Origin of the sequence: Duganella guangzhouensis (assembly GCF_009674535.1) — a bacterium.
GTDB classification, from domain to species: domain Bacteria; phylum Pseudomonadota; class Gammaproteobacteria; order Burkholderiales; family Burkholderiaceae_D; genus Rugamonas; species Rugamonas guangzhouensis.
In genome coordinates, this window is sequence record NZ_WKJK01000001.1 from 638,556 (window position 1) to 646,901 (window position 8,346).

An 8,346-nucleotide genomic window follows, 5' to 3' on the forward strand; every position below is an offset into this window, starting at 1 on the left:
TCAGATGTTTTTACGATGCAGGTCGAACAGCGCGGCGGCGCTCAGCAGCGTCACGTAAAGAGCGGTTTGCGCCGCCACCAGGCCGGCGTCGGCGCCGCTGCCGCTGTGGTAGACCAGCCAGTCGCTGCGCGTGAACTGATCCAGATGCGGCAGCAGCAGCGCCAGGCCGTCGATGCCGGCGTCAAGTGCCTGCTGGCCGCCGCTGTGCGCGCCGGCGGCGCCATGTCCCAGCAATTGCAGCGTGCCGATCACGCGCGCCAGCAGATAAAACGCGAACGCCGCCGCCAGCGCCGGCAACACCTGGCTCAGGGTCAGCATGCACAACACGCTGAACGCCGCCACGATCCAGCATTCGCACAGCAGCGAAAAACCCCACAGCGCGGCTTGCGCCGGCGGTGCGAAAAACAGTCCCAGGCCGCCGAACAGCAGCGCTGGCAGCAGCGCCAGCGCGCCGAAGCCGGCCAGCTTGCCGGCCAGGTAGGTGGCGCGCGGCAGCGGCAAGGCCAGCAGCAGTTCCAGTCCCTTGTCGCTGGCCTCGCGCGCCATGCTGGTGATGACGAAGGTGGCGACCAAAAACACCGCCGCCAGCCGCAGCAGCGCGCCCATCAGCGCGGCCTGCAACTGGCGGCTCTCGGTCAGCGCCAGTTCATTCAGAAAGCCGCTGAGCGCGACCGCGCCGGCCGCCATCAGCAGCAACAGCCACAGCAGCCGGTTGCGCAGCGCTTCCAGCAGCGTGTAGCGGGCGATGGTTAGTGCCGGGCGCATCATGGCAAGCGTTGCGCCGCCACCATGCGGTTGTACAGGATGTTCGGCGAGATCCAGATAATCATGTCGTCGAAGGCGCCGCCGGGAGCGCGCGCGTCTTCGGCGGTGTCGCGCATGATCAGTGCGGTGCCGTCGCTTTGCAGATTGGTCTTTTCGTCGGCATTGCCCTGGCCGGCGTCGGCCACCACGGTGTTCTGGTCGCTGATGGCGCCGTAACCATTGTGGCCAAACGAAATCACGGCAGCCGGGATGTCGGCCATGCCGGTTGCGGCCACCAACTGGCCATTGATGCTGCGGGTGGCGATGGTGATGTCGCGCTTGGTCTTCAGTGTAAACAGGGTGGCGGAGTCGGCAAACGCTGGCGTGACGGTGTAGGCCAGCAAGCGGTTCCAGCCATCCAGCCGGCCGACGCCCAGGGTGGCCCAGGGCAGGAAGCCATAGCGTTTGTTGCAGACGTTGCCGGTGCGGTCTTCCAGGCCGTTGGTGGACGAGATGGCGGGGCAGGGCAGGTAACCGTTTTGCAGCGCGTAACCCATCAGCGCTTCGCGCGCTTCGTCCATGGTGCGGCGGGTGTCGCTGACGCGGCGTTGCTCCAGCTGAGACGACAGCGGGGCGATCAGGCCGCCGATCATCAGGCCGACGATCAGCAGCACGATGGCGATTTCCACCAGCGTGAAGCCGGCCTGGCGGCGCGCGGGGTTATGGTTCATTGACATCCTTGATGCGGCCTTCGTTCAGATCGTAGCGCTGGCCGGCCTTCAGTGTGACCTTGCGGCCGGATGGCAGCGTGACGGTGATGTTTGGCGTGGTGGTGCTGCTGCCGCGTTGCGGCAAGTTGTTCAGCCATACCGTGGTCTGGTTGTCGCCGCGCCGCAGGATGCCGTTCATGACCAGGGTCGACGCGGCTGCTGGTGCGCCACCTTGCGCGGCACCTGCCGCACCTGGCACGCCCGGTGGCCCGTTGTCCGGCATGGCGCCGGCGGGCGGACCGCCTGGCGTGCCAGGTGCGGGTTGCTGGCCTGGCGAGTTGGGCGCCAGCGCGGCGGAGGTGCCCCGGCCGGTTTCCATGGCGGCGCGCTCGGCCGGCGTCGAGAATAAACGCCCCATGCTGACCTGGGCGCCGGCCGGCACCGGCGATGTCGCCAGCGCTGCCAGCAGCAGCGCAGCTGCGCGCCGCATCATGATTTGCCTTTCGGCGGCGGCAGCGCCGCCACGCGCGGCGCCTTGGGCGCGGTATTCAGCGTGATCCAGTTCAAGGTACAGTCGGCGCCCAGCGTGGCCGCGCCCGGCGTGCCCGCCACCACGCCCAGCCGCTTGATCGAGCAATCCTGCACCGCGTAAAAGCCGCGCGAACGCAAATCCTGGAAGAAGTTGAACAGATCCAGCTCGTGCAGCAGTTCCATGTGCAGCCGCATGCGACTGCCGCGCAGCTGAAACTCGCCCAGATCCAGCGGCGCTTCCAGCTGCACCGGCTGCTGCGGTTCGATTTCGTAGCTGAGCGGCGGTAGCTTGAGATTTTCCTGGGTCTGACGAATTGCGTCCAGCCAATCCAGGCGGCGTTCGTCGCCTATCATGCCGCGCTGGCGCAGTTCAATGAAACGCTGCTGGAAGTTGCGGATGTCGCGCTTTTCGTTGTCCACCTGCGCATAGACCGAATTGGCGGCATCGCGCGTGCGCTGGCTTTGTTCCAGCTGCGTCTCGGCCTCGTGCAATTTCACCTCGCTCAGCAGCACGCCGGTGGTGGCGATGGTGATCGCCCCCAGCAGCGTCAAGGTCGCGGTGCGTATCAACCCAAACTCGTTGACCCAGTAGGGCAGCGCGATGGTGGTGGCGGCTTTCTTTTTCGGATTGGCGTTCATGGCTTCCACACCAGGTTCAATGTGAATTTGGCGTGGCCGGGCGCGGCCACCTGGGTGCCGGCCTTGCCGCTCAGCTTGACCGAGGAACGGGTATCGACCGGCGGTGTTTCCACTTCCACCGTCATGCGTGGGTGCCGTGCCAGCGCCTGCGCGAACTGGTTCATGCTATCGACCGCGTTGCGGTAATCGTCCTGCGCGCCACTCACTTCCGCCTCCAGCACCAGGATCTGCGGCGCCCGTGTCGGAATCCCGGCCACCAGCGATGAAATCGGCGCGGCCTGAGTCTCATCCTGACCCGGCGCCGGCGCGGCGGCGGTCGGCACGGCGACCTTCCAGTCCAGCTGCAGCAGACGGATCTGTGGCGTACCCTCCAGCGCCTGGCTGACCACGGTGGCCATGCCCAGCGGCGTGGCCGATTGCGTGACCAGCATGCGCTCGACGCTGACCGCCGCCCGCATATTGGCGGTGCTGGTCACGCGCGGCGGCATTTCCGCCATCACCGCGCGATAGCGCCGGTCTAACTGCGTCGCCTCGGCGTTCAGGCGCGCGCTGTCGCCTTCGGCCTGGTGCTGCTGCCACAGATTGAGCCCGGTCCAGGCCGCGCAACTGAGCGTCAGCGCGGTGCTGATCGCATACAGATTGACCCGCGCCCGCCACAGTTTGTAATAGCGCTGCCAGGCGCCCAGCGAATAATGGCTGGCCGGTTCGCGCCGCGCCAGCATCGCCAGCAGCAGCGGTTCGGTCATCTGGGCGCCCAGCTCACGCGCCTTGCCATCCTCGGTCTTCAGGCCGACGGTGGCGGCCACCGATTCCAGCGTCAGGAAATGAAACTCGGTTTCCGCGCCATCCTCGCATTGCGCGTCCAGCGCGGCGCTGTCGGCGGCCGGCACGATCGCCAGCGCGTGCAGCACATTGCCACGGCCGACCAGGCGCTGGCTGGTCAGGAATTGCTGGGTCTTGGCGGTTTCGGCGCCGATGTCGACCGGATTGCCATCGCGGTCGATGGCCGGCGTCAGGCGCGAGAACTTCAACATGCCTTTCTGGAAGTAGCTCTGGCGCCAGCCGGCCGACTGCTGCGTCACCAGCAGCAGGTGTTCCTGGCGCAGGCGCAGCTTGTGCACCAGATCCTCGCTCAGCAGCGTGGTCGAATACAGCCCGGCCAGCGGCATGCGCAGCTGTTCCAATGCCTCCACCCACGGCTGCACCGCCGACGGATTGGTCAGCGCTGACAGCAACACCTGGTCGTCGCGGCGGCCGTCGGCGTCGCGGCCCTGTACTTCGTGGTGGCGGAACGGCGTCTCGCGGTACTGCTGCTGCAAGCGGCGCTGCAGCAGCTTGCGGCCGGCGCTGCCGCCCACGTGCGGCGTGGTCACGCGCTGGAAGTCTTCCTCGATCAAGTCGGTCATCAGATAGACCGGCGCGGCGCGATGATGGCTGTCGATGTAGTCCATGAAATCATCGATGCCGCCACGGTTGTTGACGAAGCAGGTGCCGCCGATCAGCCGCCCGCCGGCCCATTCGTAGGCACATAGCTGGTCGCTGGTCAGATAGAGTAAATGTTTGGTGAACACGGCGGCCTCAGGTCCTGATCTTGCTGATCGTATCGTAAATCGGCCCCATCACCGACAGCATGATCCAGCCCACCATCACGCCCAGCACCACGGTGATGGCCGGTTCGATCATCGACTGCACTTTCTCGATCATCTCCTTCACTTCGCGGTTGTAGAAGTAGCTGACGTTATGCAGCGCGCCGTCCAGCGCGCCGGTCGACTCGCCCACCTTGAGCATGCGGATCACCAGCGGCGGGAAGATGCCGGTATTCTGGAACGCGGCGGTAATCCCGGTGCCCTCGGAGATCTGCTGCGCGGCGCGGCGCAGCCCGGCCGCCACCACGCGGTTGCCGACGATGCCCTCGGACAGGCGGATGCATTCGAGGATGGTGATGCCGGACGCGTACATCATGGCGAAGAAGGTGGCGAAGCGCGCCAGAATGATCTTGTGCAGCACCGGTCCCACCATCCACACCCGCAGCTTCATGGCGTCGGCGGTGTAGCGCGCCTGCTCGCTGCGCGCCAGCCAGGCGCGCGCGCCGAAGAAACCCACCACCGGTATGGCGATCATCAGATACCAGTAATTGATGAAAATATTGGAGACGAAGATCAGCGCCTTGGTGTGCAGTGGCAGCGTATTGCCCATGTTCTTGACGAAGGAGGTCAGCTGCGGCACCAGGTAGATCATCAGGAAGAACATCACGCCGGTGACAAACAGGCCGACGGCGGCCGGGTACATCACGATTTTCCTGGTCTGCGAGGCCAGTTCGTCCTGCCACTTCAGTGTCTCCGACAGATTCTTGAACACCTCGCCCAGCTTGCCGCTTTGCTCGCCGGCGGTAATCAGGCTGGTGAAGGTGAGGTCGAACACTTCCGGGTATTCGGCCATGGCGGCCGACAGCTGCTTGCCGCCCTCGATATTCTCGATCAGGCCGGTGATCATCTCGCGGAAGCGCGGATGGTCGATGCTTTCGCGCAGATCGTTCAAGCCATCCAGAATCGGCACGCCGGCGCCGGTCATCTGCTCCATGTGGAAGCAGAAGTTGATCAAGTCCTTGCGGGTGATGACGCGCTTGATGGCGATCACCTTGGCGCGCGAAACGCGGCAATCGATCAGGTCCAGCCCCATGCGGTGCAGGCGCAGCTCCAGATCCGGCTCGTTGGCGGCATCCATATTGCCCGGCTGGATATGGCCGGTGGCGTCCATCGCGCGGTAGAGATATTGCGGCATCAGCCCAGCCTTTCGGTCAGATCCACCACGCGGCCGACTTCCTCCAGCGTGGTCACGCCTTCCAGCACGCGGCGCACGCCGTCGTCGATCAGGCTGTGGAAGCCGCCGGCGGCGGCGGCGGTTTTCAGTTCGCGGGTGGAGGCGCGGCGCGCGATCAATTCATCCAGCGCCGGCGTCATTTTCAGCAGCTCGATGATGGCGATGCGGCCCTTGTAACCCTGGTGCGCGCACTTGTCGCAGCCGACCGGGCGATACAGGGTTTGCGGGCCGCTGTCCTCGCTGAGACCCAGCAACTGGCGTTCGATATCGTCGGCCAGGTGGGGCTCGCGGCAGCTGGTGCACAGCTTGCGCACCAGGCGCTGGGCGATGATGCCGATGATGTTGCCGGCCATGATGTCGGCCAGCACGCCAATGTCCAGCAGGCGCGGAATGGCGCCGATCGCGGAATTGGTGTGCAGCGTCGAATACACTTGGTGGCCGGTCATGGCGGCGGCGAACGCCATGTCGGCGGTTTCCTTGTCGCGGATTTCGCCGACCAGGATCACGTCCGGGTCTTGCCGCATCATCGAGCGGATGCCCTCGGCAAAGCCCATCTTGGCCGACTCGTTGACCGAGGTCTGGCGGATCATGTTCATCGGGTATTCGACCGGGTCTTCCAGCGTCATGATGTTGACGCTTTCGGTGTTGATGTGATTCAGGATCGAATACAGCGTGGTGGTCTTGCCGGAGCCGGTGGGGCCGGTCACCAGGATCACGCCGTCGGGACGGGCGATCATCAGCTTGAGCAGGCTCAGTTCCTCCTCGCCCAGGCCGAGGCCATCCAGTGGCACGATGCCTTTCTGCCGGTCCAGCACCCGCAGCACGAAGTTTTCGCCGTGCGTGGTCGGTTGTGCCGAGGCGCGGAAGTCGATCTGGCGGCCGCTGAACTTGATCGAGATGCGGCCGTCCTGCGGCGCCCGCGTTTCGGCGATGTTCATGGTCGACATCACCTTTAGCCGCACCGCCATCGCCGGCCAGTAGGATTTGTGCAAGCTGCGGATCTGGCGCAGGATGCCGTCGATGCGGTAGCGGATGCGCAGGAACGATTGCTCCGGCTCGAAGTGCAGGTCGGAGGCGCTGTTCTGCACCGCGTCGGCCAGGATGGCGTCGATCAGCCGCACCATCGGCTGGCTGTATTCGTCCGAGGTGCTGCCCAGGCTGGCGTAATTGACTTCGCCGGTTTCGATTTCGTGCAGGATGCCATCGATCGACAACTCGAAACCGTAGTACTGGTCGATGGCGCGCTGGATGTCGGACTCGTTGACCAGCAGCGGCTTGATGGTGATGCCCTTGACCAGCATGGCGCTGATCTGGTCCAGCGCGACGATGTTGCTGGTGTCGGACATGGCCAGGATCAGGTTGTCGGTGGCGCGCTCGTAGACGATAGGGAACACACGGTAGCGCTTGGCCACGTCCTTGGGAATCAGCTTCAGTGCGATGGCGTCGACCACCAGGCTGTTCAGGTCCGCGCTCTGGGTGTTGAGGTTTTCCGACAGCGCCTCGCGCACCGTGGCTTCGGTGACGAAGCCCAGCGTGATCAACAGTTTGCCCAGCGGCTCGTTATTGCTTTTTTGCTCGATCAGCGCGATGCGCAGCTGGTCTTCGCTGATGATGCCCTTCTGTATCAGCAGTTTGCCGAGCGGGAGTTTTGCTTGTTCTGCCATGTGTTCAGTGGCCGGCGGTGTTCAGTTCATGCAGGCGTTTGCGCAGCGCGGCGCGGTCGAAGCCGACCGCCTTGTCCTGCGCCAGCGCCAGCGCGCGCTGGTAATAGGTCTGCGCCAGTTTGGGCTGGTTCAGCCGGTCCAGGCCGACTGCCAGGTTGTAGGCGTAGTCCGGATTGTCGGGCGCGGCGTCGACGGCGCGGAAATAGGCTTGCTGGGCTTCCGGCCAGCGGCTCTGCTGGGCGTACAGATTGCCCAGTGCGAACAGCACCGGCGCCGCGTCGGGGTTGTTGTTGAGGATGGCTTTGAGGCGGTTTTCGCTCTGCCGGCTGTCGCCCTGGCGCAGACCGACCAGGCCGGCGGTGGCGTCGGCGTCGTTGGGCGACAGTTCCAGCAGGTGCAAGTAGTAGCCGGCGGCTTTGTCGCTCTGATTCTGGCGCGCGGCAACGTGGGCGGCGCCCAGCAGGGCGTCGCGGTTGTTGGGGTCCTGGGCCAGCGCGGCCTCGTATTGTTGCTGCGCGCCAGCGGTGTCACCGCTGTTGAATGCCTGGTAGGCGCTGTCCAGCGCCGGCGCGACCGGTGATGGCTGCAGGCTGCGGGCGACGCGGATTTCACCGTTGTCGGGCGCCGCCAGCGGCGGCAATTGTTCCGGGCGCGGTGCGGTGGCGGCTTGCATGGATTGAACCGCGGCCTGCAATGCCTGCTCGGTTTGTGCTACCCGACGCTCCAGTTCCTGCTGGGCGGCACGGTTGACCCCGGTTTGCGGCGCCAGCATCGGGTCGTCCGCGCCTTGGGCTTGCGCATCGCCAGCGGCTGGGGCCGCGCCGGCAGCGAGAGCGGCGCTAACCGTTTGGGCGGGCGTGGCGCCGGTCGCGCCGGCCGGCGGCATCGGTATCGGCGGCAGCTCGGCGCCCGCGCCTGGGCCGCTGAGGGCGCGCCAGTAATACAGACCCAGGCCGCCCACCACCAGCACCAGCAAAGCGACCAGGCCGTATATGCGCAAGCGTTCGGGATCCAGTCCGGCGGGGGCGGTGGCGGTGGCTGCGGCGCGTGAGCGCGCGCGCGCGGCCGAGCGTGCTTTATCGGCGTTCACCGCACCGTCCGCAGCCGCTTTGGCGCCGCCGGCCGGCGGTGTGCTGGTGTTGCTGGTATTGTTGCTGCCGCCGGCACGCGCGCTACCGCTGGCGCGGCCAGGCGTTGCGCTTGCCGCTGCCGTTGCCGCCGCTGTGACAGCCTCGGCG

8 protein-coding genes are annotated in these 8,346 nt (G+C 65.8%); all 8 read right to left on the minus strand.

What is annotated here, in order from left to right; all coding sequences use genetic code 11:
- Window positions 1–768, minus strand: coding sequence for an ABC transporter permease subunit (locus GJ699_RS02960; protein ID WP_154372914.1), 768 nt, complete (start codon window positions 766–768; stop codon window positions 1–3).
- Entirely contained in the window at window positions 765–1,475 is a 711-nt protein-coding gene (locus tag GJ699_RS02965; protein ID WP_154372916.1) for a type II secretion system protein, read from the minus strand. The genes GJ699_RS02960 and GJ699_RS02965 overlap by 4 nt, the downstream gene beginning before the upstream one ends.
- On the minus strand, window positions 1,465–1,947 hold the full coding sequence (locus GJ699_RS02970) for a hypothetical protein (RefSeq protein WP_154372918.1): 483 nt from the start codon (window positions 1,945–1,947) through the stop codon (window positions 1,465–1,467). Before GJ699_RS02970 ends, GJ699_RS02965 begins: the two co-directional genes overlap by 11 nt.
- On the minus strand, window positions 1,944–2,624 hold the full coding sequence (locus GJ699_RS02975; RefSeq protein ID WP_154372920.1) for a hypothetical protein: 681 nt from the start codon (window positions 2,622–2,624) through the stop codon (window positions 1,944–1,946). Before GJ699_RS02975 ends, GJ699_RS02970 begins: the two co-directional genes overlap by 4 nt.
- Window positions 2,621–4,195, minus strand: a complete 1,575-nt coding sequence (locus tag GJ699_RS02980; protein WP_371867442.1) for a hypothetical protein — start codon at window positions 4,193–4,195, stop codon at window positions 2,621–2,623. The genes GJ699_RS02975 and GJ699_RS02980 overlap by 4 nt, the downstream gene beginning before the upstream one ends.
- A 7-nt stretch (window positions 4,196–4,202) precedes the next feature.
- Window positions 4,203–5,405, minus strand: a complete 1,203-nt coding sequence (locus GJ699_RS02985; RefSeq protein WP_154372922.1) for a type II secretion system F family protein — start codon at window positions 5,403–5,405, stop codon at window positions 4,203–4,205.
- Window positions 5,405–7,108: a GspE/PulE family protein gene (locus GJ699_RS02990; RefSeq protein ID WP_154372924.1), complete on the minus strand. Its 1,704-nt coding sequence runs from the start codon at window positions 7,106–7,108 to the stop codon at window positions 5,405–5,407. The genes GJ699_RS02985 and GJ699_RS02990 overlap by 1 nt, the downstream gene beginning before the upstream one ends.
- A 4-nt stretch (window positions 7,109–7,112) precedes the next feature.
- The coding region (locus GJ699_RS02995) for a tetratricopeptide repeat protein (protein WP_154372926.1) at window positions 7,113–8,346 on the minus strand (1,234 nt) is incomplete at its 5' end.

Coding starts and splice junctions, on each gene's coding strand:
- GJ699_RS02960 (WP_154372914.1), bottom strand. CDS start 768: ATGATGCGCCCGGCACTAACCATCGCCCGCTACACGCTGCTGGAAGCG.
- GJ699_RS02965 (WP_154372916.1), bottom strand. CDS start 1,475: ATGAACCATAACCCCGCGCGCCGCCAGGCCGGCTTCACGCTGGTGGAA.
- GJ699_RS02970 (WP_154372918.1), bottom strand. CDS start 1,947: ATGATGCGGCGCGCAGCTGCGCTGCTGCTGGCAGCGCTGGCGACATCG.
- GJ699_RS02975 (WP_154372920.1), bottom strand. CDS start 2,624: ATGAACGCCAATCCGAAAAAGAAAGCCGCCACCACCATCGCGCTGCCC.
- GJ699_RS02985 (WP_154372922.1), bottom strand. CDS start 5,405: ATGCCGCAATATCTCTACCGCGCGATGGACGCCACCGGCCATATCCAG.
- GJ699_RS02990 (WP_154372924.1), bottom strand. CDS start 7,108: ATGGCAGAACAAGCAAAACTCCCGCTCGGCAAACTGCTGATACAGAAG.